At 60.6% G+C, this 26,794-nt stretch carries 22 protein-coding genes; 18 read left to right on the top strand and 4 right to left on the bottom strand.

All coding sequences use genetic code 11. The features are described from left to right. The first annotated feature begins 54 nt into the window (after positions 1-54). The 10 genes from P0D96_RS35015 to P0D96_RS35060 all read left to right on the top strand — a co-directional run bounded on the left by P0D96_RS35015 (position 55) and on the right by P0D96_RS35060 (position 12,321). Positions 55-999 carry a PDR/VanB family oxidoreductase gene (locus tag P0D96_RS35015; RefSeq protein WP_408318209.1) on the top strand — a complete coding sequence of 315 codons (945 nt, stop codon included), beginning with the start codon at positions 55-57 and terminating at the stop codon, positions 997-999. A 65-nt stretch (positions 1,000-1,064) separates the two neighbouring features. Beyond that, positions 1,065-1,826: a 3,4-dihydroxyphthalate decarboxylase gene (gene phtC, locus P0D96_RS35020; protein ID WP_408318211.1), complete on the top strand. Its 762-nt coding sequence runs from the start codon at positions 1,065-1,067 to the stop codon at positions 1,824-1,826. A gap of 66 nt (positions 1,827-1,892) precedes the next feature. Next, a complete protein-coding gene (locus P0D96_RS35025) occupies positions 1,893-3,635 on the top strand; it encodes a hydantoinase B/oxoprolinase family protein (protein ID WP_408318213.1) in 1,743 nt (580 codons plus the stop codon). A 63-nt stretch (positions 3,636-3,698) separates the two neighbouring features. Continuing rightward, positions 3,699-5,747 carry a hydantoinase/oxoprolinase family protein gene (locus tag P0D96_RS35030; RefSeq protein WP_408318215.1) on the top strand — a complete coding sequence of 683 codons (2,049 nt, stop codon included), beginning with the start codon at positions 3,699-3,701 and terminating at the stop codon, positions 5,745-5,747. 91 nt (positions 5,748-5,838) lie between these two features. Next, positions 5,839-7,323 (top strand): aldehyde dehydrogenase family protein, encoded by a 1,485-nt coding sequence (locus tag P0D96_RS35035; protein ID WP_408318217.1) that lies wholly within the window; start codon positions 5,839-5,841, stop codon positions 7,321-7,323. Between the two features lie 33 nt (positions 7,324-7,356). After that, positions 7,357-9,126 carry a GMC family oxidoreductase gene (locus P0D96_RS35040; protein WP_408318219.1) on the top strand — a complete coding sequence of 590 codons (1,770 nt, stop codon included), beginning with the start codon at positions 7,357-7,359 and terminating at the stop codon, positions 9,124-9,126. Beyond that, complete coding sequence (locus tag P0D96_RS35045) at positions 9,123-9,971, top strand: TauD/TfdA dioxygenase family protein (protein ID WP_408318221.1); 849 nt, start codon at positions 9,123-9,125, stop codon at positions 9,969-9,971. Before P0D96_RS35040 ends, P0D96_RS35045 begins: the two co-directional genes overlap by 4 nt. A gap of 39 nt (positions 9,972-10,010) precedes the next feature. After that, complete coding sequence (locus P0D96_RS35050) at positions 10,011-11,390, top strand: NAD(P)H-dependent oxidoreductase (protein ID WP_408318222.1); 1,380 nt, start codon at positions 10,011-10,013, stop codon at positions 11,388-11,390. A gap of 2 nt (positions 11,391-11,392) precedes the next feature. Beyond that, complete coding sequence (locus tag P0D96_RS35055; protein WP_408318224.1) at positions 11,393-11,686, top strand: DUF4148 domain-containing protein; 294 nt, start codon at positions 11,393-11,395, stop codon at positions 11,684-11,686. A gap of 41 nt (positions 11,687-11,727) precedes the next feature. Beyond that, entirely contained in the window at positions 11,728-12,321 is a 594-nt protein-coding gene (locus P0D96_RS35060) for a carboxymuconolactone decarboxylase family protein (RefSeq protein WP_408318226.1), read from the top strand. Positions 12,322-12,387: 66 nt separating this feature from the next. Here P0D96_RS35060 and P0D96_RS35065 read toward each other — a convergent pair whose 3' ends face one another. The 3 genes from P0D96_RS35065 to P0D96_RS35075 all read right to left on the bottom strand — a co-directional run bounded on the left by P0D96_RS35065 (position 12,388) and on the right by P0D96_RS35075 (position 16,062). After that, positions 12,388-13,674 (bottom strand): Rieske 2Fe-2S domain-containing protein, encoded by a 1,287-nt coding sequence (locus P0D96_RS35065; protein WP_408318228.1) that lies wholly within the window; start codon positions 13,672-13,674, stop codon positions 12,388-12,390. A 197-nt stretch (positions 13,675-13,871) separates the two neighbouring features. After that, entirely contained in the window at positions 13,872-15,293 is a 1,422-nt protein-coding gene (locus P0D96_RS35070; RefSeq protein WP_408318230.1) for an MFS transporter, read from the bottom strand. Between the two features lie 169 nt (positions 15,294-15,462). Next, positions 15,463-16,062 carry a MarR family winged helix-turn-helix transcriptional regulator gene (locus tag P0D96_RS35075; protein ID WP_408318232.1) on the bottom strand — a complete coding sequence of 200 codons (600 nt, stop codon included), beginning with the start codon at positions 16,060-16,062 and terminating at the stop codon, positions 15,463-15,465. An 88-nt stretch (positions 16,063-16,150) separates the two neighbouring features. Here P0D96_RS35075 and P0D96_RS35080 point away from each other — a divergent pair, with 88 nt between their 5' ends. Beyond that, positions 16,151-16,456: a MafI2 family immunity protein gene (locus P0D96_RS35080; protein ID WP_408318234.1), complete on the top strand. Its 306-nt coding sequence runs from the start codon at positions 16,151-16,153 to the stop codon at positions 16,454-16,456. Positions 16,457-16,519: 63 nt separating this feature from the next. On the opposite strand, the gene P0D96_RS35085 is transcribed toward P0D96_RS35080, so the two are convergent. After that, positions 16,520-17,494, bottom strand: a complete 975-nt coding sequence (locus P0D96_RS35085; protein WP_408318236.1) for an NAD-dependent epimerase/dehydratase family protein — start codon at positions 17,492-17,494, stop codon at positions 16,520-16,522. Positions 17,495-17,904: 410 nt separating this feature from the next. Here P0D96_RS35085 and P0D96_RS35090 point away from each other — a divergent pair, with 410 nt between their 5' ends. From P0D96_RS35090 to P0D96_RS35120, 7 genes are all read left to right on the top strand, one after another. Next, on the top strand, positions 17,905-18,795 hold the full coding sequence (locus P0D96_RS35090; RefSeq protein WP_408318238.1) for a branched-chain amino acid ABC transporter permease: 891 nt from the start codon (positions 17,905-17,907) through the stop codon (positions 18,793-18,795). After that, positions 18,792-19,829 (top strand): branched-chain amino acid ABC transporter permease, encoded by a 1,038-nt coding sequence (locus P0D96_RS35095; protein WP_408318240.1) that lies wholly within the window; start codon positions 18,792-18,794, stop codon positions 19,827-19,829. The genes P0D96_RS35090 and P0D96_RS35095 overlap by 4 nt, the downstream gene beginning before the upstream one ends. Then, on the top strand, positions 19,826-20,596 hold the full coding sequence (locus P0D96_RS35100; protein WP_408318242.1) for an ABC transporter ATP-binding protein: 771 nt from the start codon (positions 19,826-19,828) through the stop codon (positions 20,594-20,596). Before P0D96_RS35095 ends, P0D96_RS35100 begins: the two co-directional genes overlap by 4 nt. Then, positions 20,593-21,309 carry an ABC transporter ATP-binding protein gene (locus P0D96_RS35105; RefSeq protein ID WP_408318244.1) on the top strand — a complete coding sequence of 239 codons (717 nt, stop codon included), beginning with the start codon at positions 20,593-20,595 and terminating at the stop codon, positions 21,307-21,309. The genes P0D96_RS35100 and P0D96_RS35105 overlap by 4 nt, the downstream gene beginning before the upstream one ends. A 281-nt stretch (positions 21,310-21,590) precedes the next feature. Next, positions 21,591-23,666 carry a hydantoinase/oxoprolinase family protein gene (locus P0D96_RS35110; RefSeq protein WP_408318246.1) on the top strand — a complete coding sequence of 692 codons (2,076 nt, stop codon included), beginning with the start codon at positions 21,591-21,593 and terminating at the stop codon, positions 23,664-23,666. A 7-nt stretch (positions 23,667-23,673) separates the two neighbouring features. Then, positions 23,674-25,389: a hydantoinase B/oxoprolinase family protein gene (locus tag P0D96_RS35115; RefSeq protein ID WP_408318248.1), complete on the top strand. Its 1,716-nt coding sequence runs from the start codon at positions 23,674-23,676 to the stop codon at positions 25,387-25,389. Between the two features lie 308 nt (positions 25,390-25,697). Further along, positions 25,698-26,768, top strand: coding sequence for a porin (locus P0D96_RS35120; RefSeq protein ID WP_408318250.1), 1,071 nt, complete (start codon positions 25,698-25,700; stop codon positions 26,766-26,768). Positions 26,769-26,794 lie beyond the last annotated feature (26 nt).

Genomic DNA, 26,794 nt, shown 5'->3' on the forward strand with positions numbered 1-26,794 from the left:
TTAAAGCAGCGCGGACCGGCAACGAATAGACCGGGAACGTGCACAGGGAGAATCATGAATTTGCTTGTGAGTCACAAAGCGCAGATTGCGGGTGACATCTACCTGTTCGAGGTGCGCGACGCCAACGGCGCCGCGCTGCCCGAGTTCACGCCGGGTGCGCATGTGGAGGTGACTGGCCCGACGGGTCTCGTGCGCAAATATTCGCTGTGCAGTGCGCCCGGAGAAACAGGTTATTACCGTTTCGCCGTGAAGAAAGAACATCACGGTCAGGGCGGTTCGCGAGCGATGATCGAAGGCGTGCATACGGGTGATCGACTGGATGTGTCGACGCCGCGCAATGATTTTCCGCTGGAAGCGTCGGCGGAGAGATTCCTGTTCATTGCGGGCGGCATTGGAATCACGCCGATCTACGCGATGATGCAGCACCTCGACGCGCGTGGCGTTCCTTACGACCTGTACTACTTCGCGCGTACGGCGTCGGTGACCGCATTTCTGAATGAAGTCAATGCGCCGCGCGAGCATTCCAACATCACGGTTTATCACGACGAAGGCGATCCGAGCCGCGCGTTCGATGTCGCCGGATTGCTCGCGGCGCGCGAGCCCGGCACGCATATCTACTGCTGCGGCCCACGTCCGCTGATGGACGCAGTGCGCGAGGCCGCGGCGAACTGGCCACGCGGCACGGTTCATTTCGAGGACTTCGGCTCCGCGAAGGTCGTTGAAGAATCGAACGAGAACCGGCCGTTCCGGTGTCATCTGGCGAAAAGTGGCGTCACGCTCGACATCCCGGCGGACAAGTCCATCGTGCAGGTCATGCGCGAACACGGTTTCGATGTGCCGACCTCATGCGAAACCGGCTCCTGCGCGACATGCAAGACCGCGTTGATCGCGGGCGTCGCGGATCACCGCGATCTCGCGCTGTTCGACGACGAACAGGACACCTTCATCATTCCTTGCGTGTCGCGCGCGAAAACGCAGGAGATCACGATAGATCGCTGACGCGGCGGGATGAGTCGAAGCCGCGCGGTCAACACCGCTGCACTCAATCAGGAGAGGCCGTATATATGGATACCACGCTTGATGAACTTCGTGAAACGATTGCCACGTCGTGCCGGCTCCTGGCTCATCTGGGCCTGGTGCGCGAAACTACGGGCCACGTCAGTGCGCGAATCGAAGGCGAACGCATGCTGATCCGCTGTCGCGGCAAGAGCGAAGCGGGCCTGATCCGCACGCAGGCTGAAGCGGTCCACGCGTGCCGTTTCGACGGTTCCGAACTCGAACATGCGGATGCCTACGAGACGCCCACCGAACTGCCGATTCATGGCGAGTTGTATAAGGCGCGGCCCGAGGTCAACGCGGTCGTGCATGCTCACCCCCGCGCGTCGATGCTTTGCACGATCCTCGGCCTCGAACTGCAACCGATCTTCGGCGCCTACGACCCCAACTCGATGTACCTCGCGGCCGAAGGTGTGCCGATGTTCCCCCGCGCAATGCTTGTGCGCGACGCGGCGACCGGTCAGCAACTCGTCAAGTCGATGCAGAACAAGTCGGTCTGCCTGATGTATGGCCACGGCGTGGCGACAGTGGGCGCGTCGGTGGAAGAAGCGACGATCAAGGCGATCCAGCTCGAAACACTGGCGAGCATCACGCTCGAATGCGCAAAGGCCGGCAAGCCCCCCATGCTGCTCGGCGAAGAGGATCAGATGTACTTCAAACGTCTGCGCGAAGCACAGAACGCCAAGCTCTCGGCGCACAACAAAGACGTGTTCAAGTGGACGTGGCGTCACTATGTGAGCGTGCTTGAAGACCATGAGCGTCGCGCCTAGCCGTATGGTTTCATGCGGTTGCGCGGCGGCGCAGCCACCTTTCACTTCAGCGTCGCGGAGGTTCGGATGGATGGCATCGATCTGGAAGTCATTTTTCAGTCCACATTGCAGATTGCACGTGAGCTGACCATGAACATGCTGCGCACCGGCTATTCGACCGTGATCAAGGAAAGCCAGGATTTCACCTTTGCGATTTTCGACCGCCATGCGCGAATGGTGGCGCAGGGCATTCCCCAGCCGGCGCATATCGGCCCGATAGCCGCGCAAACGCGCGAAATCCATCGGGCTTTTCGCGGCAAGATGGCGCCGGGCGATGCATTCATCGTCAATCATCCGTACCGTGCGTGTCAGAACCATGCAACCGACGTCACGATCGTCTCGCCAGTGTTCTTCGAAGGAGAACTGGTCGCGTATATCGGCAACACGGCGCATAAGCCGGACATCGGCGGCAAAGTGCCGGGCACCAATAGTCCCGACGCGACTGAGGTTTTCCAGGAAGGTCTGCTGATTCCGCCGGTCAAGCTGTACAACGAGGGCGAGTTGAACGCGGCGCTGTACGAACTGATCTGCGCGAACACGCGCACGCCAGAAATGACCTGGGGCGACATCAACGCGCAGGTGCAGACCAACGTTTATGGCATCCGCAAGTTCGGTGAACTCTTCGAGAAGTACGGCACGAAATCGGTGCTCACGTGCTGGACGCGCTGGATGGACATCTGCGAAAAAGAACTGACTGCGCAGATCAAACAGCTCAAGCCCGGCACGTACGGTCCGGTTGTCGACTATCTCGACGACGACGGCATCGACCGCGAGAAGTCGTATCGTATTTCGCTGTCGCTCGAAGTTGCTGGCGACCGGCTCAAGTTCACGCTCGACAGCGATTCGCAAGCGCGCGGTCCGATCAATCTGCGACCATGCGTGTCGCGCAACGTGATCGAGTGCTGGGTGAAGATGGCTTTCGCGCCGCATCTGCCCGTCAACGACGGCATGTCGCGGCCGATCGACGTCGCGTATCCGCCGGAAGGGTCGCTGCTCAATCCGCGCTTTCCAGCGCCGGTCAATATGTATGTGCGTGCGAGTCAGTTGATTAGCACGCTGGTCGCGCGTGTGCTCGGCGAGGTGGCGCCCGACCGCATTCCGGCACCCGGCAGCGGCGCGAGCGGCGGCTTGACCGGTTCGGGCCTCAATCCCCGCACCGGCCGATGGTTTTCGATTCACGAGATCTACAACGGTGGCGGTGGTGCAAGGCCGCATGGCGATGGCGTCAGCGTTCAGGATGAGCTCGTGCTGAACGTGATGAACACGCCGGTCGAAGCGGTCGAAACAGAGTTTCCGTTGCGCATTCGCCGTTACGCGCTGATTCAGGATTCCGCCGGCGCCGGTTTGCATCGCGGCGGTCTTGGCGCGATGCGCGAATGGGAGGTGCTGAGCGACGAAGTGACCTTCAATCTGCGCGCGGATCGCTTCAAGCATGCGTCGCCGGGTTCGCTCGGCGCGTTGCCGGCGCGGGCGTCGAGTGCGGTCCTCAATCGCGGCAAGCCGGATGAGCGTGCGCTGCCGTCCAAAGTGGCTGGGCTGCGCCTGCACGCCGGAGACGTTCTCGCGTGGGGACTCGCGGGCGGCGGCGGCCGTGGCGATCCCTTTGAGCGCGACTCCGAAGCAGTGCGACTGGACGTGTTGCGCGGCTATGTGTCGATCGAGGCGGCTCGCACGCTATACGGCGTCGCGATTCACCCGGAAGACGGCAGCGTCGACGTTGAAGCAACCGCGCACTTGCGCGGCAGCAAGACGCGTTCCGCTACGCACTGACACCCGCACACCAGAAAACACGTCAAAACCCTAATTGCGTCCGTTATCAGAAAAGAGGTGGCTATGAAACTGCGGATCGGCATCGATGTCGGCGGTACATTCACCGATGTGACGGCATTCGACGAAGACCTCGGCGACGTCACGGTAATCCGCAAGTATCTGTCGAACCGGGCAGAGCCGATGCTCGTGATGGACACGATCATGAAGGACCTGCAGACGGAGTTCGGCAAGGACGCGGTATCCCTGATCCTGCACGGCTCGACGGCGGCACTCAACACCTTGCTCGAAGACAATGGCGTGCGCGTCGGGTTGCTGACGACCGCGGGATTTCGCGATGTATATGAAATGGGGCGTCAATGGCGCGGCGGCGATGTGTTCAACCTCTATGCGCCCGCGCCGAAAATGCTGCTGTCGCGCGATCGCATTCACGAAGTGCGCGAGCGCCTCGCGTTCGACGGAACCGTGATCGAGCCGTTGCAACGCGACGACGTGGTCGCCGCGGTAGAGAAATTGCAGGCGCAACAGGTGGAGGCGATCGCTGTGGCGCTGCTATTTGCATACGCAAACGCAGGGCACGAGCAGGAAATTGCGAGAATCATCGAAGAAGTCGCGCCCGGCATGTACGTGTCGCTGTCGAGCGAGGTCAACCCAGAATGGCGCGAATATGAGCGCACGGCATCGACCGTCGCGAATGCGTATATCGGGCCGCCGGCCGCACGTTATCTGAAGGATCTGGAGACGCTTTCGCTCGGCTATTTTCCGGGCGCGCGCGTGCTCATGATGAAATCGGACGGCGGCGCCGCGAGTTCGCGAATGCTCTCGCGCACGCCGATCCAGACGGTGATGTCTGGTCCGGTAGCCGGGACGATCGGCAGCCGCTACCTCGGCTCGGCCAAAGGTGTCGCCAACCTGATTACGTTCGACGTGGGCGGCACCAGCACGGATATGGCCGTGGTTCCGGGCCAGTTGCTGCATAAGTCGGAGGTGTCCGTGGGACGCCATCCGATCCGCACGCACGCGGTCGATATCGATACCGTTGGCGCGGGCGGCGGCAGTCTCGCATCGATCCAGCTCGGCGGCGTATTGAAGGTGGGACCGGAAAGCGCGGGCTCGAATCCCGGACCGGCCTGTTATATGCGCGGCGGCACGCATCCGACGCTCACCGACGCGCTGGTCGTGCTCGGCCATCTGAATCAGCATGCGTTGCTCGAAGGGAAAATGGCGATCTCGCGCGATGCGTCCTACCAGGCGGTCGAAGAGCACGTCGCGCGACCGCTCGGCATGAGCATGCACGAGGCGGCGTGGGGAATTCTGCGGGTGTTGACGACGAACGTCGTGATCGCGATGCGCACGATCAGCGTCGAGCGCGGCTACGATCCGCGCGAGTTTGCGCTGGTGCCGTTCGGCGGCATGGGGCCGACGACAGCCGCGAGAATCGCAGCCGAACTGGGCATCAACCGGATTCTGATCCCGCGCGATCCCGGCACGTTCAGCGCATACGGGATGCTGGTGAGCGACGTGCAGCAGGAGCGCAGCCTGACGCGCATCACGCGAATGGAATCGACCAGTTGCGACGAGCTCAATGCGTTCTATCGCGACATGGAAGCGATCGTACTGAACGACCTCGTCAACGAAAATATTCCGCGCGAGCATCTGACCACCGTGCGCCATGCAGGTATGCGATACGCCGGCCAGTCGTATGAGGTCGATGTGACGGTGCCCGCGCTGAACGGCCCGCAAGACCTCGAGACGTTGCAGCAGCGCTTTCATGAAGCGCATCACCGCCGCTACGGACACATGGCGCAGCAACAACTGGTCGAGATCGTCAACTTCCAGGTGACGGGCGTCGGGCAGATTCCGAAGCCGGCGATGAAAACCTTCGAAATCGCGCAAAACGTCACGCCGGCCCCGTTCGAAACGCGCGATGCGTGGTTCGGTCCGCAAGCGCCAGTTCCGACACCGGTCTATCGCCGCAACGATCTGTATCCGGGCACGCGGCTCATCGGTCCATTGATCGTCGAGGAACGCACGTCGACGACGGTGGTTTATCCGGGCCAGCACGTAGAAGTCGATACGTTCTGCAACATGCTGGTGACGGAGATCGGAGCATGACCGTACCCGCGAAAAGGGGTTACTCCTGACTTGACTTGCTACTGATCCGGCATAAGCTTAGGTATCTTATTTTAAATTTACCAGCGAGCGAATGGTGGAGACGACCTCGGTACGTGCCGGCGACGAGACCGGCTTGCGGGATTATCCGTTGCTGATCGACGGGCAGCTTGGCGCGGGCGTGCGCGGCGAATGGGCGGTCTCGCTGGATCCCGCCGACGAAACGCCAATTGGCCGTAGCGCAATTGCCGACGCTGACGACGTGGAACGCGCGGTCAGTGCAGCCGAGCGCGCGCAACCCTCGTGGGCCGCGCTCGACGTGAGCGATCGGGCCGAGCGGCTACGTGAGCTGGCCCGCCGCCTGATGCAACGCCGCGACGAGATTTTGCAACTCGAAGTGCGCGACACCGGTAACACCATTGGCAAGATGCGCGGCGATCTGGCGGGCGCGGTGCATCTGCTCGAGTACTACGCGAGCATTGCGTGCGAAATCAAGGGCGAGACGCTGCCATTTTCGAAAGAGCGCCTGCATCTGTCGATGCGCGAGCCGTTCGGTGTGGTCGCGCGCATCGTGCCGTTCAACCATCCGATCTATTTCGAAGTAGCAGCGCTCGCGGGACCGCTGATGGCGGGTAACGCCGCGTTGATCAAGCCACCGGAACAGAGCCCGTTGTCGTCCGCGATACTCGGCGAAGTGTGTGCCGATGTATTGCCCGCCGGCATCGTCAATATTCTGCCGGGTCCGGGGCAGATCACCGGCGACGCGATCGTGCGCCATCCGCGTGTGCGGCGCATCGCGTTCACCGGATCGGTGGGCACGGGCATGATGATTCAGCGCCGCGCGGCGGAAGTGTGCGTCAAGCAGGTTTCACTCGAACTGGGCGGCAAGAATCCGATGATCGTGTTTCCCGACGTCGATCCTGATGTGGCGGCGAATGCCGCGATCGCCGGAATGAATTTCGCGTGGCAGGGTCAGTCATGCGGCTCGACGAGCCGCCTGCTCCTGCACGAGTCGATTCATGACGCCGTAGTGGAACGTGTTGTTGCGGCAGTCTCGTCGCTCAAACTCGGCGACCCGCTTGACGAAACCTCCCAAATGGGGCCGATCAATTCGGAGCGTCATTATCGGCGCGTGCTCGAATACATCGACATCGCGAAATCCGACGGCGCGCACCTGGCGACAGGCGGCAAACGGCCGCCGGGTGAATCCTTCGGGCGCGGTTATTGGGTCGAGCCGACCGTCTTTACCGGCGTGACGCGGGACATGCGCATCGCGCGTGAGGAAGTATTCGGTCCGGTGCTCTCGGTGCTGAAATGGCGCTCGCCTGATGAAGCGTTGGCGCTCGCGAACGCGACCGAATACGGTCTGGCCGCGGCACTCTGGTCGAACGATCTGAATGCGGCCTTGAAGATTGCGATGAAGCTCGATTGCGGCTATGTCTGGGTGAACGGCGGCGGTGGCCATTACACGGGCATGCCGTTCGGCGGAACTAAAAACAGCGGCGTGGGGCGTGAGGAGTGTATGGACGAATTGCTCAGCTATACCAGGCAAAAGTCCCTTCACGTCACATTGCGCTAATTGGTCCAATATTTACGTGTTCCGACGGCGCCCATGAGCACAACATCGCGATTCGATTACATCATCATCGGTGCGGGCTCGGCTGGTTGCGCGCTCGCCGCGCGCCTGACCGAGGCGGGCGATACCAATGTTTTGCTGATTGAAGCGGGCGGATGGGATCGCAGCGCGTGGATTCACATTCCACTTGGCTGGGGGCGTTTGCACGGCTCGCCGCGTTTCGATTGGGGTTTGCACAGCGAGCCGGAAGCACGACTCGACAGTAGACGTATTGAGTGCGCGCGGGGCAAGGTGATTGGTGGCTGTTCGTCGGTGAACGCGATGGCTTACGTGCGCGGCCATGCAGGCGACTATGATCGATGGGCCTCGTACGGCTTGCCTGGCTGGTCCTATCAGGACGTGCTGCCGTATTTCCGCAGGCAGGAGCATTGGGAGGCCGGAGCGTCGGAGTTTCGTGGAGGCGTCGGGCCCGTCGCGACATGCACGTCGCAATATCCTGATCCGTTAGTGGACGCATGGATGCGCGCGGCGCACGAAGCCGGCCTGCCGGCCACGCCGGACTATAACGGCCATACGCAGGAAGGGGTAGGCCGCCTGCAATTGACCTTGGCTAACGGTCGCCGTTCGAGCGCGGCTTCCGCGTATCTGCGACCCGTGCTCAATCGCAGCAATCTGCGTGTGATGACGCGCGCCGCGGTGCAGACGCTGCTATTCAGCGGCGACCGCGTGACTGGCGCGCGAGTCGTGGTGGACGGCGAGGCGCAGAACGTCGAAGCCGATCGCGAAGTCATTCTCTGCGCCGGGACGATTCATTCGCCGCATCTTCTGATGCTGTCCGGCATCGGCGACCCCGCGCAGCTCGAACGTCATGGCGTCCCCATCAAGGCCGACGTGCCGGGCGTCGGGCGCAATCTGCAAGACCATCTGTGGGCAAGCGTTGAATTCTCACGAAGCGTACCGGGGATCTTTCAACGTGAGATGCGCCTGGACCGAGTGGCGCGCGGGATCGCCCAGGCGCTTCTGTTCCGCAACGGCTTCTGGACGGACCTGCCGAGCGGCTGGACCGGCTTCCTGAAGACCGACAATGCTTTGGCACTCCCCGACATCCAGTTGCTGTTTCGTGCCTTGCCACCGGGCGCGGGTCCGTGGTTTGCACCGTTTCGCTGCCCCGTAGCTGATGGCTTCGCGTGCCGCGCGGTGCTGCTGCGTCCTCGCAGTCGCGGTCGGATCGAACTCGCGTCGGCAGACCCGCGTACTGCGCCAAAAATTCACTTCAATTTCCTCGAAGACGAACGCGACGCGCGTACGCTGCGCGCTGGCATGCGGCTGATCCGCGAAGTCGCTAGCCAGGCCGCGCTGCAACCGTTCATCGGCAACGAGACGCTGCCGGGCGCCGATCAGACATCCGACGCAGCGCTCGATGCGCATATGCGGCGCACATCGGCCACTTCGCATCACCCGGCGGGCACTTGCCGGATGGGCACCGCCGACGACCCACTCGCCGTTGTCGACGCATCGTTGCGCGTCCGCAATGTGCGCGGCTTGCGGGTGGTGGATGCGTCGGTGATGCCGGACATCGTCGGCGGCAACATCAATGCCGCGGTGCTGATGATCGCGGAGAAGGCGGCGGAGATGATCGCCAGCCGATCCAGCGAGTCGTCCGCGCTGCGCGCATCGGCGACACATCCAACGTCTCAGCAGCAGGACGCGGATGTGCGGGCTATGGTGAACGTTACGCCGAAGCCCGACACCGCATTCACGCATCACACAAGTCGATCCGCAAGCGATTCAAGGAGACAGTTATGAGCGAGCAAACACAGATGGCGGGCCTCGTGACGACACGGCCACTATCCGACGCATTGGGAGCCGAGGTGCAGGGTATCGATTTGCGCGATCTCTCGCCCGAGCAGAATCAGAAGATTCTCGACGCGTGGCATGAGAACTTGGTCGTGCTGATCCGCAACCAGACGTTATCCGAAGAGGACCAGGTGCGCTTCGGCAGGCTGTTCGGAGGTGGCGCGCTGTCATCAGGCCATATTCCGGCTCTCGAACGTGTCGAGGGACTCGTCTACGTGACAAATGTGAAGCAGCCGGATCGTCCGGACGGCATTCTTCCCGACGGCGAGATGCAGTTCCATTCCGACCAGTGCTATCGCGATCACCCGTCAACAGGCACGATGCTGTATGCCATCGAGATTCCGAGCGAAGGCGGCAATACGCTATTCGCCAACACGTACAAGGCGTATGAAACCTTGCCGGACGACGTGAAGCAAAAAATTAAAGGTCTCAGGGCGCTGAACGTGTACGACTACGGGCTGAATCCGACCCGACGCGGACAGCCGAATGCGGAAGCACCCAGCCACGTTCATCCCGTGGTGCGCACTCATCCTGTCACACGGCGCAAATCGCTGTTCGTCAATCGCTTGATGACTGCACGTATTGAAGGCATGCCGGAAGAAGAAAGCGATGCGATGCTCGAGTATCTGTTTGTTCATCAGGAGCAGCAACAATTCATCTACTCGCATCGCTGGCAAGTCGGCGACGTGCTCATCTGGGATAACCGCTGCGCTTTGCACGCACGCACGGACTTCGATCCCAAACAGCGTCGCGTAATGCGGCGCATCACGTTGCCGGCGGAAGCGGTCGAATGACCGGAACGTAATACGCGCCACACGCTGCGGAGGACGTTCATGTCGTTGATCGCGAAGCTCGAAGCCCGGGCTGCGTCGAACCGGCCGATACGTGTCGGCTTGATCGGCGCGGGCAAATTCGGCTCGATGTATCTGTCGCAAGTGCGCACGACACCTGGCGTACATCTGCTCGGGATTGCCGATCTGTCGCCGCAGCGCGCGCGCGATTCGCTGCAACGGGTAGGCTGGTGCGCGTCCGCCTATGCTGCGACGGATTGGCGTGACGCCCTCGACACAGGATCGACGTTCGTTACCGACGACGCGTCCGCGCTCATTGCCTGCGGGGCAGTCGACGTCGTTATCGAAGCGACCGGTCATCCGGCTGCCGGCGTGCGTCACGCGTTGCTGTGCTGCGAGCACCGCAAACATGTGGTGATGGTCAACGTCGAAGCAGACGTGCTCGCGGGTCCGCTGCTGGCGCGCCGCGCTCAGGAGGCGGGTGTTGTCTATTCGATGGCATCGGGCGATCAACCGGCGCTGATTGCGGAACTGGTCGACTGGGCGCGCACCTGTGGCTTCGAAATCGTTTGCGCGGGCAAAGGCACCCGCTATTTGCCGGCTTATCGACAGTCGACGCCGGATACCGTCTGGCGCCACTACGGCTTTACCGACGAGCAGGTGCAAAGCGGAGATTTCAACGCGCAGATGTTCAATTCATTCGTGGACGGCACGAAATCGGCACTTGAAATGGCGGCTGTTGCGAACGCCTGCGCACTCACGCCCGCCACCGATGGACTCGCGTTTCTCGCCTGCGGCGCCGACGATCTTCCGGCACTGTTGAAACCGGTCGACGCCGGTGGTGTGCTGGAGCGGAGCGGCACCGTTGAAGTCGTGTCATCGCTCGAACGCGATGGACGCCCGGTGTTTCGCGATTTGCGCTGGGGCGTGTACGTGGTCATCGAAGCAATGAGCCGCTACGTACGCGAATGCTTCGCGCAATACGGCTTGAGAACGGACGCAAGTGGCCGCTTCGCGGCCATGTACAAACCCTATCACCTGATTGGCCTCGAACTGGGCACGTCGGTGGCGAGCGTGGCGTTGCGCGGCGAAGCAACGGGATCGACCGGCGGCTTCCGGGCCGATGCGGTGGCCACAAGCAAACGCGCGTTGCGCGCGGGCGAGCGCCTCGACGGTGAAGGTGGCTATACCGTGTACGGCAAGCTGATGCCCGCCACGGATTCGCTGGCGATCGGCGCGCTGCCGATCGGTGTCGCGCACGGAATGGAACTGGTCCGCGACATCGCCGCGGGCACGGTGGTGCGATGGCAAGACATGCGCTATGACGCCAAACGCCAGGACGTATGTGTGCGGCGCGAAATGGAAGCGATGTTTGCCGTGGGCGAGGAGAGCTTCACGAAACTAACGAACAAGGAGACATAGCGATGTCGACGGTCACACAATCATGGTTGGTCACGATCATGGCAACAACGCTGATGACGGTTTCGGCAGCGCCGACGTGGGCGCAGGGCTCGGACGCTGCCTCCAGCGCGGCCACGAAAGCCGAGCGCAAGGCGCAACGTAAGGCAGACCGAAAAGCTGCCCATGCGAAGAACAAAGCTGAATTGCGGACGCTCGAAAAGAACGGTTATAAGCCGAATCAGGTGGGATCCACTTATCCGTCGAATCTGCAGGACGCGCAGAAGAAAGCGGGTATCGGACAGGCGGCGAGCCAGTGAGGGCGCAAGGCGCGTCAAGTGCGCGTCACGGAGGCCACACCATGTATCCCATCGACATTGATCCGCAATCGGGCTGCCGGTTGCCGCTACCCGATCGCGCGAGCCTCGACACGGAAGCGCAAGCTATTTTCGATGCGCACGTGAAGCCCGGGGCGCATTCGATACGTGGCCTGCGCGGGCCGGGCGGTCTGCAATTGCACAGTCCGGAACTCGCCAAGCGCAACCGTCCGCTGTTGCGCTATTTGCGCTTTGAAGCGGCATTTTCACCGCGCGTACGTGAGGTCGCGATACTCACCACAGCGCGTTGTTGCGACAGTCAGTTCGAGTGGGCCGTCCATGAAGCGGCCGCGCTCAGCGCGGGCGTACCGGAAGACACCATCGACGCGATTCGGCGCGATCGGCGCCTCGCCGCGCTCGATCAAACCGACGCGCTTGTCATTACGTTGGGCCGGGAAATATTTCGCGCGCATCGCGTGAGTTCGCGCACTTACGAACGGGCGCTCAAGACGTTCGGCAAGCGCTCGCTGATCGATCTGGTGGCGTTGATGGGTAACTACTCGACGATCGCGGCGCTACTGGCCACTTTCGATATGCAGCTCGATCCGGGTGTCGAGCCGCCATTAGTCACCAACTAGCGGTGTCATTTCATTTAGTGGCAATGTGAAGCGGGCGCCAGACGGCAGCACCCGCCGTCATCGCTTCTAGAGCATCTCCAGAACGCGCTCGAAGGCCTCGGCGTGCTCCGGTGAAAAAAGCCGGATGAGATCGCGCGCATAGGGTGAATACCGTGCCTGAGTGCGCCCGAGCATGCTGGTGAAGCCGTCGTTGTAATGATACTTGTCCTGTTCCAGCGGCAGATGAATCTGCTCGTTCATCGCTGCGTCGCGCACCGTGCCCAACGGGTCCTCGCCGCGCGTGACCTTGGCCTGTTCACGATGCACCATGCGCCTGAGGATCGCCACGCCCTGGTCGGTCGAGCCGAGATTTTCCTTTGTGCGATCGGCGATCGGACCTTGCGTGATCCACGCCATGATGTCCTGCGAATCGATCATGTCGAGCAGATAGTCGCCACGCCGGTCGACATAGGGCACCTCATAGACCGGCACGCGTTCGCGCAGATGCGCTGGAATTTCGGTGCCTGCAGGCGGCACGAACGTGGTGTACCAGAGGTGCAAAGTATGCGAGTCGTCCATCGGCGTACGAATCTGGAACGACATGCGGCTGCCCGCTTTCTTCGACGCATAGCCTACTGCCAGCATGTTCGGAAACACGAGTGGATGGCCGACCTGCCAGTCGTCGCAATCTTCGCTTTGACCTTCGAGCAGACGCCGCTTGATGATCCCATGCTCGAACTCGGTAAAGCCGATACGGACGTGCTTCTTGGTAATTGCGACGCGCACACCTTCTTTCTCTTTCAGGTTCTCGTACAGATGACCATGCAGCCATTCCGTATGAACCTGATCGACCGAGTTCTCCATGATCTGCAGCCAGTTAGCCGGGATCACCGCACGTCCGATCATGCGTACCGCCGGTTCGATCACGAAACCATCGAAGCGCGGCAGCAGCGGGCGCGGCTCCGGTCCCATGTACGCGAATAGCATGCCGCCGAGTTCTTCGACTGCATACGCCGGCGTTTTGACGCGTTCCTTGAAGCACGTTTCCGCCGACTCGTTAGGCTGGTCGATACAGTTTCCTTGCGCGTCGAAGTGCCAGCCGTGATACGGGCAGCGAATGCCGTCCTCGGTAGGAATGCCGTATGCGAGCGACGCACGCCGGTGTGGACAGTGTTCCGCAATCAAGCCGAAACGGCCTTGACGGTCCTTGAATAACACGAGGTCTTCGCCGAGCAACCGTACGCGACGCGCGCTGCGGCCGTCGGAGAATTCGTCGACACCGGCAATGGGATGCCAGTAGCGGCGCATCAGTTCGCCGCCGGGCGTTCCTGCACCAACGCGCGTAAGCAGCTGGTTCTGTTCTGCTGTCAGCATGAGTTCACCTCCGGGAGAGATCAGTGACAATCCGTCGTGCGTATCAGCTGACTCATCACGCAGCGCCGCACACGGAAGAAGCGGTCAAACAGGTTGATTTATATTAGCTATCTATGTTTATTGCGTCAACGTCAAACCGTTCGAAAAACTAACTATCGCGTGGGGAAATGAGCGCGATGGCGGCGCGCAGCGGCAGTTCACTTCGCCGGACGTGCGGCGGCGAGTCTCGACAGGCTCACACATGCCGCGAGCGCGGAGAAGCCGGCCCCCGCCGCGAGGGCGACACTGGCTTCGTGCTGTGGAACGACCTCGAATGCAAACGCGACAAGCGCGGCACCGATTGTCTGACCCAGTGTGCGTGCCGTACCGATCATTCCGCTGGCGCCGCCGGTTCGCCCGCGCGGTGCGGCGGCCAGAATCGCGCGATTGTTGGGTGACTGGAAGAGGCCAAAGCCGAGACCGCACAATGCCATCCGCCAGGCGATGGTGATGGCCGGAGGATCGGCGGGCAGCCACGCAAGTAGTGCAAGCCCGGTTGCGAGCGCTGCGAGGCCGATGCCGCCAAGAACACCGGCTGGGTAGCGGTCGGAAAGAACGCCGGATATGGGCGCCATGCATAGCACGGCGAGCGGCCAGGGCGTCAAGAGAAGGCCGACATGTGCAGGGGTGTATCCAAAGGTCCGTTGCAGCAAGAATGGCAAAGAGACGAATGCGAGCATCTGCGCAATGAATGAGCAGATCGAAGTGGCGACGGAGAGCGCAAAGACCGGATCGCGCAGCAGATCGACCGGAAGGAGAGGTGTCTCGCGACCGAGCTGACGCTTGACGAACGCGTATCCGACGCAGACCGTGCAGCACAAATAAAGCATGACGGTCAGCGCGTTGCCGCCGTGCCCAAAGGCATCGACAGCCAGTACCAGCGAGCCGATCGTGAGTACGTTGAGCAAAGCGCTGATCACATCGTAGCGGTTGCGATGCGTGAGACTGCTCGGCAGCGCGACGAATCCGAGCAGGAGCGCCGCGATACCAAGCGGCACGTTGACGGCAAAAAGCCATGGCCATGACGCGATCGACAGGATCGACGCGGCTACGGTAGGTCCGGCCACCGACGCGGTGGCGATCACCGAGGCGTTGATGCTGACACCGCGGCCGAGCAGGCGGGAGGGATAGAGCGTTTTCACCAACGCCGTATTCACGCTCGCAATGCCGGCTGCACCGAACCCCTGCGCGACACGCGACAAAGTCAACTCGACGAGCGTATGCGAAAGCGCGCACGTGAGCGACGCGAGCGTGAACACAGTGATGCCGGTCAGATAGACAGCACGATAGCCGATGCGGTCCCCGAGCGAGGAGAACGGCAGTAGCGAAATGGCGATAGCGATCTGATAGCCGTTGATGATCCAGATTGAGGCGGAGGGGGACGCATGCAGGTCTTGCGCGATGGTCGGCAGCGCCACATTGGCAATAACCGTGTCCAAAGCGCCTAACGCGGTGCTCAGCGTGACGACCAGAATGCCCCAATAGAGTTGCGGAGCGCATACGCCGTCTTGCAGCACGTTCGCCGTGCCGTCCCGTGCCGCCGTATCGGCGATGGACGTCTTCCCGATAGATGCTTTCACGTCACGCCTGATCCGGAATGCCGGCGCGCGGCTCTGCAGGAGATGAAGATTGGGACCGGTGCGCACGCGCGAAGCGCCGGTCTTCAGGCGGTTTTATTATATCCCTAAGTATTTGTTGGGCGCATGCGATTTCCGGCGATTCCTGCAACCGCATCGCCCGTCATGGGCATCACACGATCTTGCGCGAAGGCGGCATGAGGCGGTTCGCTTCGAGTTCGTCTTCTTCGAGATTGCGCACCATGGTTTGCAACGCCTTGCGCACGATGGCGAGGTCCTTGTCGGCAATGCCTCGAACGGCGACTTCATGCAAATCTTCGGCGAGCGGAATGAGTTGCTTCTGAAGCGCCTTTCCCGATGGCGTCAGGTAAACGCAGATATTGCGCATGTTGCCAGGCAACTTGCGGCGCGTGATGTATCCGAGCTTCTCCATTTGCTGCAGCGCGTTATAGGCAGTTGGTTCACGCAGTCCTGCAAGCTCGGCGAGGTCGCGCTGAGTCAGGCCTTCCCGCTCCCACAAAATGCGCAAGAAAGGCCAATAACCATACGAAACCGAATGCTCCATCAGGCGAATTTGCAGACCGCGCGCCATGGCGCGCGCCGCGTCCTTGACCAGGTGCCCGAGCCGATCGTTCGGTACGGCGTCGCGCCAGTTGCGCGGCATCGGTAGCGCCGGTTTTTCGTTATGTTGGGTCGCCATCGCAATCCAGGAAGGTTGTTTGTTGATTAAGGATACACGGCAGCCTGCCAACCCGCCAAACGGTTCGCGCACTGCCGCAGGCCTCGGAATCGGCAATTGACAGGGGATGTAGTGCGACGCTACATTATTAGCGATCTAATTCTATTTTCCTGAGGGTATCATGACCAACGAAGAACATCGCCAGTTGATCGGCAGTGTCAATCGCGCGCTCAGTTGGCCGCTGCCGGAAAAGATCCGTTCTATCTCAGCGGATCTGGCGCAGCGCCAGGTGACGCTTCAGTTCGTGCATGACGGTGAGGCAGGCGCGGCTGAAAAGGAAACCATCGCGGGTATTGAGCGCCAGGTGGAACAATCGATGGGGGACTATCGCGTCGACTCGACGCTGATCAGGGTGGACGCCCCTAGACCTTACGCGGAGCAACTGCTGCCCATCGTCGTACTGGCCATGTTCGAACAGGAGGAGTGACGCAACTGGTACGTTCCACCGGCGCCGCCGGTGAGCGGCGCCCGTTGCGAACCGCAGACTGCTTCAGTGAGGCGCGGGCGCCTGCAGATTGAGCCGACGCATGGTAGCAATGTAGCCGTCGACGATCCGGTCAACATCATGGTCGGCTACGAAACCCAAATCTTCTTTCGCGCGGCTTACGTCCAGAATGCAATTCATTGATCCGGTATCGGTACCCGGTCCGATGGATATCTCTGCGTCTGGGAAGCGCCGTTTGACGGCCGCACCAAACTGCTTCAGCGTAAAGCCGGTCCCGGTTGCGATGTTGTACACCGAGTGATTGAGGCGGGGAGCGTCGAGTGCCGCAATAATGCCGCGCGCTACCTCGCCGTTGAATAGTGCGTCGCACACCGCGTCGCCGCCTTTGGGAATCTCAGCCGGCAACCCCGCCATTGGATTTTCCATAATCACGCTGTACCTGCTGTGCGCGCCACCATGACGGGAGATCTTGCCTGGTCCGATCGTCGAGCCAAAGCGCAGCGCGGCGAATTCAACCCCGTGGCGATCGCGAAACCAGCGGCCGAGCAATTCGCCCGCCAGCTTCGAGATACCGTACACGGTAGCGGGTTCGGTGGGCGCAGTCTCCGGCATGGGCCGATAGGTCGGATGGGCGAATTCTCCGCTGATGGGTGAATAAGCGGCTTTGCTGCTCGCCATCACTACGCGTTTGACGCCGTGCTTTCTTGCTGCTTCCAATACGTTGGCAGCGCCGCCAACGTTGAACTGCATACCGAGCGCGGGCGTATTCTCCGTCACGCTCGTGAGGGTTGCGCCGAGATGCGCGATATGCGTGATGCCGTGGGCGCTGATCGCGGCGTCGACGCTGTCGGCAGCGGACGCGTCGCCAGTCAGCAGATCACACGAAGCTGCGATGTCGCTGATCAGTTCAGTGTTACCGCTTCGCGACATCACAACGGGGCGATGCCCGGCTTCCACCAGTGCACGAGTGACAAAGTGACCGATCACCCCGTTGCCGCCGATCACCAGATATCTGGACATAGTGTCTCCTTGCTTGTGGTCGAAGCGCGTTGTTGAGTCTCGAACGCAGCCGCTTGGATGAAACGATTAGCAGTCTAACAAAAGAACATGCTTTGTCAATTGACGCCTGTTTTATCGCATCGCAGCACACTCGCTTGACCCTCTGTGCGTCGTCGCACTTCGCGTTTACGCGGGCGTCCACTCGTCTTGACTTCACTGTACCCCTGGCATAATCTTAGACATCGAATATTAAATGCATAAGAAAGCTCGACACCATGAGACAGGGATCGCATAGGGAAACATGCAATGGTCCATGAGACGGCGATTCACACCGAGGAGGCTCACGTGAACGTTTTCCCGATCTGTTGTTCGGCGTCCCCGATGCTGCTGCAAGTCTGACCTTCACACGAACCGAACAAAGGACCGCGGACATGGGCTTGTTCATTCAATTGCTGTTCAATACGCTGGAAATCGGTTCGGTGTATGTGCTGTTTTCACTTGGACTCACGCTGATCTTCGGCACGATGAAGATCATCAATTTCGCGCACGGTCAGTTCTTTGCCGCTACGGCGTTGCTGATTTCGAGTGCGCTACCGACATTGACGAACGCCTTCGGCTGGCCCGTTTGGGCCGCGTATGTCGCTTCTTTCGTCGGTTCAATCGTTTTCATCGCAGTGCTTTCCATGGCGCTGTACTGGGGCGGTTTCTACAAATTCACGCGCGACCTGCTCGGGTCGTTCACCTTATCGCTGGGCTTCCTGTTCATGGGGCAAGGCATCCTGCTCGCGTTGTTCGGCGGTGCGCCACGCGTCACACCACGGCTTGTATCAGGCGATATCACCGTGCTAGGTGGCGTGGTCAATGCACAGCGATTGCTGATCTTCGGCGTGGCGATTGGAGTCACGCTCGCGCTCAACGCGTTCGTGCAGCGCTCCCGTCTGGGTAATGCGCTGCGCGCCATCTCGGACGATTACGAGGCGGCCATGCTACAAGGCATCCGCTATCGCCGGATTTCGTGCTACGGGTTCGCGCTGGGTTCCATCCTCGCGGCAGTCGCCGGAGGTCTCATCGCTCCGCTGGTCTCGACGACACCGACGATCAGTGACGACTATCTCGTCAAGGCGTTCATCATCATTATCGTCGGCGGCCTGGGCAGTATTCCAGGTGCGATTCTCGCCAGTTTTCTTATCGCGGCCATTGAGAGTTTCGGTGGCTATTACTTTGACCTCACCAGTGCGGCGATCGTGTCGAACATCCTGGTGATCATTTTCCTACTCCTGCGTCCGCGCGGATTCATGGGCCAAGCGGTGAAGATCGTATGAACACGGAAAAAGGAAGCGTGGCACTCACGGGGCAATCGGTCAGGAAGACGCCGCGCGTCGGCCGAGTGTTGGTTGCCGCAATCTTCATCGCGCTACTCGCCTATTCGATCTTTGCGGAAAATCGCTACGGTCAGAGCATGGTGATGTGGATCGCACTGAATTCGCTGGCGGCGGTCTGCTTGCGCTTTGTTCTGCTGATCGGCGAGAAAAACGTTGCAACCGCAGCGTTCATGGGCTTGAGCGCATACGCCACGGCAATCGCCACGGTCAACTTCGGCTGGCCGTTTATCGCGGCGATCCTGCTGGGTAGCGCGGTGGCCGGCGTGACGAGTTGCCTGTTCGGCGTTGTATGCCTGCGCGTCAAAGGCCCTTATTTCATGCTGATAGGCTTCTCCTTCACCGCATTGATGGGGCTGATCTATACGAAGTGGGACTACGTAGGCGGCAATGCGGGCATGGTCGGGATCTATCTGCCGCCCTACATGGAAGGCTGGTTGCCCGCACTGGTGTTGAGTGTGTGCAGCGTATGGATGCTGATTCTCTATCTCTGCGAACGCTCGCCACTCGGCAGGCTGTTTCAGGCGATTCGCGACAACGATTCGATCGTGGCGTCGGTCGGTGTCGATATCATTCGAGTCAAAGTGGTCTGTCTTGTACTTGCTTCGGTGGCGGTCGGTTTCGTCGGTTCGCTGACCGCGTTTACGAATGCGATCATCAGCCCGCCGGACTTCCAGTTCTCCGTCGCGGTGTTCCTGCTCGCGTACATCATGATCGGCGGGCAGAGTCACATCATTGGCACGGTGATCGGCGCGGCAATCCTGACATGTCTCGATCAGGCCTTGCAGGGTCATAGTGAATGGGAAGAGATTGTGTTCGGTGGAGCAATCGCTGCAAGCATGTTGGTCTTGCCCGACGGGTTGCTGGGTGTCTGGCGCTGGATAGTCGAAGGTTCGTTCTGGCGGACTGGATGGCGTTCGTCGCTTCGCGGCTCGGAACAGCGTGTGGGGAGCCGCACGGAGGTGTCAAAGCAATGAGTACACCCGCTACCTCGTCGGCCAACTCATCGGTCAACTCAAGCAGCGAACCGCTGCTCGTCGCAGACGGCATTAGCCGGCAGTATGGCGGCGTCAAGGCGCTGAACAATCTGAGTTTTCAGGTTCGAGAAGGCGAAGTGCTTGGACTGATTGGTCCGAACGGCGCAGGAAAGAGCACGACATTCAACGTGATTAGCGGGCACACGCGAGCTTCGCGCGGCCGCATCTATTTTCGCGGCGAAGATGTGACGAAGCTTCGCGCCACCAAGATCAGCCGTCGCGGTTTCGGTCGTACGTTTCAGCACAGCAGTCTGCTTCGCACGATGAGCGTCTACGACAACATCCTTGTCGGCACGATGCAAAGCCTGCGTGATCACGCGTCACGAAAACGGCGCGTACTCGAGACTGCGGAATTGCTGGGACTAGAGACGCTTCTCGATCAAACAGCCGGCACGCTTCCTCACGGCCGCCAGCGCATGCTGAGCATTGCGATCGCATTTGCCGCACGGCCGGTTCTGCTCGGCCTTGACGAGCCGCTCACCGGATTGAACTCCACCGAAAGCAACTTCGCGATCGACATCATCAAGCGCATTCAGGCCGAGTACGGCACGACGATCATTCTTGTCGATCACAACATGCGTTCGGTGATGGGGATTTCGCACCGGATCATGGTGCTCAACTATGGGCAACTGCTCGCCTCGGGAACACCGGCGGAGATTCGCACCAACCCTGAAGTGATCAAGGCCTATTTGGGAGACGATGCATGAGCAGCGAGTGTCTGGCCGTCGAGGGACTCGAGATCCGCTACGGTAAGGTGTGCGTCGTGTTCGGCGTCGACTTTGCGGTCAAGCATGGCACGCTGACCACCTTGATCGGTTCGAATGGCGCCGGCAAGACGACCATCATGAAAGGCATCACCGGCATGCTGCCGGTTGCGAAAGGGCGAGTGCGCTACTACGGCGAAGACATCACCGGTTTGAAGCCCGATCAGATTACACAGCGTGGCATCGTACTCGTACCGGAAGGCCGAAGACTCTTCCACTCAATGACGGTACTCGAGAACCTGAAGATTGGTGCGTGGCTCAGGACCGACAAGGTGGCCATCAAGCGCACGCTCGATCAGGTGCTCGAGTACTTTCCCGATCTGACGACCAGGCTCAATGCAAAGGCCTCGATGCTGAGCGGCGGCCAGCAACAGATGGTCGCCTTCGGGCGCGCGTTGATGGCAGCACCTCGTCTGTTGATGATGGACGAGCCTTCGGTGGGCCTTGCTCCGGTCATCGTTCAACGCATTCTCAACATCATTCGTTCGGTCAGCGAAGACGGCATCGACGTGCTACTGGTCGAGCAGAACGCGTCGCTGGCGCTTAAGCATTCGGATGAGGCCTACGTCGTGGAAAACGGGTATATCCATCTGCACGGGCGGTCGAAGGCGCTCGCCGACGACGAGAACGTTCGCCGCGCCTACCTGGGACTCTAGTCCGCGCATCCCGCAGTTCTGGAGCCGCATGCGTAAAGCATGTGGCCTTTTGCACTTGCCCATTCGCTCGTGCGGTTGTGCGCTTGCGTATCAGCGTGCAGCTTGCCATATTTTCCGTCGCAAGGGTTCTACCTGGTTGAAAGTGGGACTGTGCGTTATATTGTTAGGTATCTAAGTTGAGTTGGAGTGAAAACGGAAGCGGCCCGGATTGTCAGGGGTGAATGTGGTTTTCCGGCTGCCTCGTGGGAGCAATACGCGAGCGCAGTACATCGGAGTGTTGAATGTCTAACTGGATAATCGGAATCGACACGGGTGGGACGTTTACGGACGTCGCCGCGCTAGAAGTGACAAGCCAGACGCTGCATGTCACGAAGGTTCCGTCGACCCCGGATGACCCTTCGCGCGCGGTGCTCAACGCCCTGACCACGCTAATGGATGAGTTCCCGGCGGTGACACCGGCCGAGATTCGGTTCTTCGCTCATGGCACTACGGTTGCGACCAATGCGCTGCTTGAACACAAAGGGGTGACGGCGGGGCTGCTGATAAACCGTGGCTTTCGGGCCGTATATGAACTGCGCGGTGGATTGCGGCCGGTGGGTGCGGATGCGATCGATACATTCTGGCGCAAGCCTGGCCCACTCGTACGTCAGCGCCATATCGAGGAAATCGACGGACGGATCGCTTTCGACGGCAGCGAACTGGAACCGCTGGACGAACTCGGCGTGCGCGCGGCGGTGCGTCGATTGAGAGAGCGGGGGGTGTCGGCAATTGCTGTGGCGTACCTCTTCTCGTTCATGAACGATGCTCACGAAGCGCGCACGGCGCAGATCATTCGTGAGGAATTTCCTGGGTGCCGCGTGTCGCTGTCGAGCGTCATTCTGCCCGTGATACGCGAATACCAGCGTATGTCGACGACCGTGGTGGACGCTTATGTTGGTCCGGTAATCGAGAACTATCTGCGCCGGCTGTCGACGGGCCTGAAAGAGCTGAATCTTACGACACAGCAACGTTTCATCATGCAGTCGAACGGCGGCCTGATGCGTGTCGACATGGCCGCGAACTATCCAAACCAGACGTTACTGTCCGGCCCGGCGGCGGGGGTGGTATTCAGTGCACAACTCGGCCTGGCCGTGGGTGAGCCGAATGTTGTCACGTTCGATATGGGTGGCACCAGTACGGATATCGCCGTGCTGGTGGGCGGCGAATACCAGGAAAATCGCGACGGCAGCATCAACCACCAGGACGTCGGCACGCCGATGATTCACATCAACACGCTGGGCGCGGGCGGCGGCACAATCGCGCGTATCGGTCCGGACGGATTGCTCAAGGCGGGGCCGCAATCGGCAGGCGCCGCGCCGGGTCCCGCGTGTTACGGCCGCGGCGGCGAGTTGCCCACCGTGACCGATGCCAATCTCGTGCTCGGCTATCTTGAACCGCATGCGCTTGTGGGCGGCAAGGTCAAGCTCGACGCGAACCTTGCGCGCGAAGCGATTCGCAAGCGCATTGCCGAGCCGCTGGGGTTGAGCGTCGAAGAGGCGGCGCTTGGCATCATCGCGATTGTCAATGTGAACACGGAAGTCGATACGCGCCTTGCGTTTGCCGAGCGCGGGCTCGATCACCGGACCTTCGCGCTCGTGGCATTCGGCGGTGCGGGGCCGGTACACGCAGCGCGCGTGGCGCGAAACGTCGGCATTCCACGCGTGATCGTGCCGCCGCATCCCGGCATTAGTTGCGCGATGGGGCTACTGCAAACGGACGTCAAGCATTTCTACCTGCGCAGTCATCCCGCGCCGTTACCAGCGCTCTCCGTGGCCACGATCAATCAGCTGTTCGGCGAGCTCCGCGAACGGGCGCTTGACGAAGCGTACGCGGAAGGTTTCACGTCCGATGAAGTGGAACTGCATTATCAGATGGACTTGCGCTATCCGTATCAGGGCTATGAACTGACGATTCCATGCGTGGCGCCGCCGTTCCTCGATGCAGATAAGGAAACGGTGCGGCGTGCATTCGACGAGGCCCATCTGCGCGTATACGCGATTTCCGCGCCGCACGAAACGCCGGAGGTCGTGAACTTGCGGCTGGTGTCCGTGAGTGCGGTCCCTCATCTGACCTTACCCGATGTGCCGCAAGGAGAGGGCTCCACGGATGCCGCGCGCGTGGGCACGAGGCGCGCCCGCTTTGAGGAGTTCGACGACTATATCGACACGCCGGTGTATCACCGCGAGCGCTTGCGGCGCGGTGATGTGATCGAAGGACCGGCGATCATCGAACAACTCGATTCGACTACGGTGCTGCTGCCGCGACAGAAGGCCGAAGTCGTGCGCTTCGGCACGCTGATCATCACTGTGGAGGTGTGAGGCGATCATGATTGTGAATCCTGTCACGCTCGAAGTTCTGAACAACCGGCTGCGCGAAATCGTGTCGACAATGGAACATCTGCTGTTTCACGGCGGCTACTCGACGATTTTGCGCGAGTCGAAAGACGGCAGCGCGGTGATTACAGACCGCGACGGCTGCGCGGTATTCTCAGGCTCGCAAGTCCACCTGATGCCCTATCAGTTCACGTTGCGCGCCATTCTCGAACAATACCCGCTGGATACGATGCATGAGGGCGACAGCTTCATCGCCAACGATCCGTATCTGGGAGGCTCGTTCCATGCTTCCGATATTGCAATCGTCACACCGATCTTTTTCGACGGCGACGTGCTCGGCTTTGCGGCGAGTATCGCGCACAAAAGCGATATTGGCGGCATGGTGCCCGGTTCTGCATCGGGCGCGTCGCGCGAGTTGTATCACGAAGGCTTTCTGATTCCCGCGGTCCGCTATGCGACGGCAGATGGGCCAATCGAAGACGTCGTTCGATTGTTGATGCGCAATAGCCGGCAACCCGATGCGTTGCGCGGCGATTTGCAGGCACAGGTTGGTTGCACACGCGTCGGTGCGGAGAAGGTGAGGGCGCTGTGTGAGAGTTACGGGGTGGACACGATCCGCGCGGCGTTTCAGGAGTTGCAGGACGTTACCGAAAGACGCGTGAGGCGCGGTCTGCTCGAATGGCCGGACGGAGAATATACAGGTGAAACCCATTTCGAGGCCGATGGTCATCTGTTCAAGGCGCCAGTACGCTTTAACGTCAGAGTGAGAAAAGAAGCCGACACAATCACATTCGACGTGACCGGCAGCAGCCCGCAGGTGGCAAGCCCGCAAAACATTCGTCCGCAATCGCAACTTGCCGCGGCGGCACTCTCGCTCATCACGAGTATGGATCCATCCATTCCGCTTAACTATGGCGCATTGCGGCCGATTCGTCTTGTCAGTAAGCCCGGCCTGGTCACCGAAGCGAGGTTTCCCGCGCCAGTCGGATCGTATTTTGCATCGACTGCCATGCTGTACAGCGCGTGCCTGATGGCACTCGCACGCTTCAATCCCGCACGTGCGGTGGCGACGAGCGGATTTGGCACCTCGGGGCCAGTACTCGGCTTTCGCCAGGCCCGCTCGGGCAGGCCGGCGGTCTCCTATGAACTGATGTCGCCCTCGCTTGGCGGAACGCCGACGCACGATGGCAATCTGGCCGTCAATCCGATGCATCAGTACACGCCGTACACGCCTGTCGAGATCATCGAGACCGAATATCCGGTGCAGGTCGAGCGCATCGAAACAATTGCGGATTCGGCGGGCGCCGGCCAGTTTCGGGGCGGTTTGGGCTATCGAAAACGCTACCGCGTACTGGAAGACTGCACGCTCAACTTCCGTCGCATGCAGGCGGGAGAGCCACAAGGTGCATTTGGTGGACGCAGTCCCCTGCGTCTGCGCTCGTCGATCAATCCGGATACGGACGATGAGAGACCGCTTACGCATTCGGCGGCATTCGAGCTGAAAGCCGGTGAGACATTCCAGTATCAGTCTCAAGGCGGCAGCGGATACGGCGACCCCTATGCACGTGATCCGCAGTCGGTACTGGATGACATACTCGACGGTTACGTGTCGGTGGAAGGTGCGTTGCGGGATTATGGCGTCGTCATCGATCCTGTCACGCATGCGATCGATGCCACGGCGACTGCCGCGCGCCGATCGGTGCGGTGACAAGCGCGACAGCGGCGAGTAGGGCATCAGCCGATAGGGATTCACCTGATTGGCTACGAAACTTAGATGGCTAAACTAAAGTCATTCTCCGGGAAAGGTTGGCGATGTTCGGAGTAGAAGGGCGGAACATCATGAATCTCGAAGAAGTTGTTTCAGGAAGGACGATTTGTCTTTTGATTAAATAGGATACCTATCAAATAAAGATTGATGAGTTTCGGAGAAAAATCAGTGCGCGACGAGCGTGGGTCTTCTGATCTCTGGCTAATGCGCGCTTCATCCTGAGCTGGACTGAATTGAAAGGGTCTCTCATGACCAACAAGAAAATCTGCGTCGCGCTGGCGTTTGGCGCCGTGTCCGGAATAGCTAGCGCGCAATCGTCGGTGACGCTGTACGGCTTGCTCGACGTCGGCATCGAATACAAGAATCAGGTCCCCACGACGACCGGTAACAAGACCAATAGCAGTCAGGTCCAGATGCAGGCGGGCAATCTGCTCGGCGATCGATGGGGCCTGAAAGGGGTCGAAGACCTGGGTGGCGGTCTCAAGGCGATTTTCACCCTTGAATCCGGCTTCCTCATCAACACCGGTCAGTCTTCGCAGGGCGGTCGCGAGTTCGGGCGTACGTCGGTAGTCGGCCTGGACAGCAAAACGTGGGGCACGGTCACCGTGGGCCGGCAAAAGAATCTCGCGTACGAATATCTATGGACGTATGACCCCTTGCAGTTCGCCTTTTATTCGGCGTATCCGATGGATTCGTTCCTCGCCTCGCGAATGGACAACTCGGTGCGTTACACGATCAATCGTGCTGGCTTTACGTTGGGCGGCATGTACAGCACGGGCTTCGATTCAACGATCGTGAACGGCGCGCAGGTCCCCGGCGCAAGCAAGGTCGGGCGTGAATGGGAACTGATGGCCATGTATCAGGGTTCGCTGCCGATTAGCGCCGGTGTCGTGTTCGATCAGCAGCAGGGCACGTCGATTGCCACACAAAGCAATGCGCTGCAGCGCGTGGTGGCCGGTGCGTCCTATACGTATGGCAGTCTTACAGGCTATCTGGGGTATCGCTGGCTGAATGGGCAGAACGGCGCGTCGGCGCAAAGCTCGAACCTTTACTGGTCGGGTCTGTTCTATCGCTTCACGCCGGCGTTTTCGCTGTCCGCGGGCGGGTACCACATGCAGATCCGCAATTTGCACAACGGCCCGACAAGCGGCGTGATCCTCGCGGACTACTTCGTCTCCAAGACCACGGACTTCTACGCGCAGGTCTCGAAGATCTGGAACACGAAAGGCAGTAACGTTGGCATTGACGGAGCCGGTTTCAACACGTCTTTCGGCGCGTCCCAAACCGGCGGCATGGTTGGCATCCGGCACACGTTCTAGCTGGCCGACACGCCTGCGCGGTGGGG

The sequence above is a fragment of the Paraburkholderia sp. RL17-347-BIC-D genome (assembly GCF_046027915.1).
Taxonomy (GTDB): domain Bacteria; phylum Pseudomonadota; class Gammaproteobacteria; order Burkholderiales; family Burkholderiaceae; genus Paraburkholderia.

Excerpts from the sequence above, each read along its gene's own strand:
- P0D96_RS35015 (WP_408318209.1), top strand. The coding sequence starts at position 55 with ATGAATTTGCTTGTGAGTCACAAAGCGCAGATTGCGGGTGACATCTAC.
- phtC (WP_408318211.1), top strand. The coding sequence starts at position 1,065 with ATGGATACCACGCTTGATGAACTTCGTGAAACGATTGCCACGTCGTGC.
- P0D96_RS35025 (WP_408318213.1), top strand. The coding sequence starts at position 1,893 with ATGGATGGCATCGATCTGGAAGTCATTTTTCAGTCCACATTGCAGATT.
- P0D96_RS35030 (WP_408318215.1), top strand. The coding sequence starts at position 3,699 with ATGAAACTGCGGATCGGCATCGATGTCGGCGGTACATTCACCGATGTG.
- P0D96_RS35035 (WP_408318217.1), top strand. The coding sequence starts at position 5,839 with ATGGTGGAGACGACCTCGGTACGTGCCGGCGACGAGACCGGCTTGCGG.
- P0D96_RS35040 (WP_408318219.1), top strand. The coding sequence starts at position 7,357 with ATGAGCACAACATCGCGATTCGATTACATCATCATCGGTGCGGGCTCG.
- P0D96_RS35045 (WP_408318221.1), top strand. The coding sequence starts at position 9,123 with ATGAGCGAGCAAACACAGATGGCGGGCCTCGTGACGACACGGCCACTA.
- P0D96_RS35050 (WP_408318222.1), top strand. The coding sequence starts at position 10,011 with ATGTCGTTGATCGCGAAGCTCGAAGCCCGGGCTGCGTCGAACCGGCCG.
- P0D96_RS35055 (WP_408318224.1), top strand. The coding sequence starts at position 11,393 with ATGTCGACGGTCACACAATCATGGTTGGTCACGATCATGGCAACAACG.
- P0D96_RS35060 (WP_408318226.1), top strand. The coding sequence starts at position 11,728 with ATGTATCCCATCGACATTGATCCGCAATCGGGCTGCCGGTTGCCGCTA.
- P0D96_RS35065 (WP_408318228.1), bottom strand. The coding sequence starts at position 13,674 with ATGCTGACAGCAGAACAGAACCAGCTGCTTACGCGCGTTGGTGCAGGA.
- P0D96_RS35080 (WP_408318234.1), top strand. The coding sequence starts at position 16,151 with ATGACCAACGAAGAACATCGCCAGTTGATCGGCAGTGTCAATCGCGCG.
- P0D96_RS35085 (WP_408318236.1), bottom strand. The coding sequence starts at position 17,494 with ATGTCCAGATATCTGGTGATCGGCGGCAACGGGGTGATCGGTCACTTT.
- P0D96_RS35090 (WP_408318238.1), top strand. The coding sequence starts at position 17,905 with ATGGGCTTGTTCATTCAATTGCTGTTCAATACGCTGGAAATCGGTTCG.
- P0D96_RS35095 (WP_408318240.1), top strand. The coding sequence starts at position 18,792 with ATGAACACGGAAAAAGGAAGCGTGGCACTCACGGGGCAATCGGTCAGG.
- P0D96_RS35100 (WP_408318242.1), top strand. The coding sequence starts at position 19,826 with ATGAGTACACCCGCTACCTCGTCGGCCAACTCATCGGTCAACTCAAGC.
- P0D96_RS35105 (WP_408318244.1), top strand. The coding sequence starts at position 20,593 with ATGAGCAGCGAGTGTCTGGCCGTCGAGGGACTCGAGATCCGCTACGGT.
- P0D96_RS35110 (WP_408318246.1), top strand. The coding sequence starts at position 21,591 with ATGTCTAACTGGATAATCGGAATCGACACGGGTGGGACGTTTACGGAC.
- P0D96_RS35115 (WP_408318248.1), top strand. The coding sequence starts at position 23,674 with ATGATTGTGAATCCTGTCACGCTCGAAGTTCTGAACAACCGGCTGCGC.
- P0D96_RS35120 (WP_408318250.1), top strand. The coding sequence starts at position 25,698 with ATGACCAACAAGAAAATCTGCGTCGCGCTGGCGTTTGGCGCCGTGTCC.